The following is a 948-nucleotide window of genomic DNA, read 5'->3' as shown; positions in this document are numbered from 1 at the left end:
CAGGGAGTGGGCCCCGCCGGGGGAGGGGGAGGTGCTGCTGCGGCTGCGTGTCCGGGGGGACGTGGCCCGGGCCCTGGTGGGCGAGCGGTTGGTGGCCGACCACTTCCGCTTCGGGCCCGCCTGGGAGATCGGCCTGCGCGCCCTCTCCGGGGAACTGCGTCGCCACCGCGCGGTGGAGGCGCTGGTGCTGCCGCCGCCGTCGGGGGGCGGGCCGGTGCACCTCGACCAGACGGTGCGGATCGATCCGGGGGAGGCGCGGATCGAGGGGGCCGAGTGGGTGCTGCTGCCGCGGCTGGAACTGCGTGCGGCGGAACCCGCCGAACCCGCCGTGGAGGGATGAGTGGGGCCCCGGGACGGGAGGGCCCCTGTCGGGAATATTCTGTCGCGAGCATGACAGAAAGCCGGTTCCGGTGCCCCCTCGGTCGGGGGCGCCGGAACCGGCTTCGTACGCGGTGCTCGCGGCGGGCTCAGGCCGCGATCAGACGCTCCACCAGGTCGCGGTAGCCGATCAGCGCGGTGCGCCGCTCCTCGGTGCCGGCGGAGCCGGCGGAGTCGCGGTCCCGGTCGCCGGTGGCGCCGTCGGCCCGCAGGGCCCCGCGCCGCTCGGCCAGGGACTCGCGGACGCACTCGCCCGCCTCCTCCAGGAGGGCATCGGCCTCCCGGACGGCCCGCTCGGGGTCGTCCACGAAGGACTGCACGGCGGCCTGGAGTCGGGCGCGCAGTTCCTCGGCGCGCTCCTGCGGGACCAGTGCCGGGCCGGCGTGGCCGTTGTGCGACCGACCGGGGCCGCCGTCGCTCGTTCCCGTGTCGCCGGTGTGGGTGGCCGTGCCGGTCCGGCCACGGTCCCCCCGGGTGTCGTCACCGGTGCGGCGCCCGGTGCCGGTGCCGCTCCCGGTGCCGGTCTCGGGTGCCACCGGTGCCGGCGGGGCTCCCCGGTCGTCGGCGGGG

The 948-nt window shown here is 77.8% G+C and carries 1 protein-coding gene and 1 pseudogene; one reads left to right on the top strand and one right to left on the bottom strand.

The window, feature by feature from the left end:
• Positions 1-340, top strand: a pseudogene (locus FOE67_RS27010) (hypothetical protein); the annotation flags it as partial.
• Positions 341-467: 127 nt separating this feature from the next.
• Here FOE67_RS27010 and FOE67_RS27005 read toward each other — a convergent pair.
• Positions 468-948 (bottom strand): hypothetical protein (locus FOE67_RS27005; protein WP_228474351.1); only part of this gene is annotated, 481 nt, incomplete at its 5' end.

Origin of the sequence: Streptomyces calidiresistens (assembly GCF_014141525.1) — a bacterium.
Taxonomy (GTDB): domain Bacteria; phylum Actinomycetota; class Actinomycetes; order Streptomycetales; family Streptomycetaceae; genus Streptomyces; species Streptomyces calidiresistens.
This window is presented reverse-complemented; position numbering and strand designations above follow the sequence as displayed.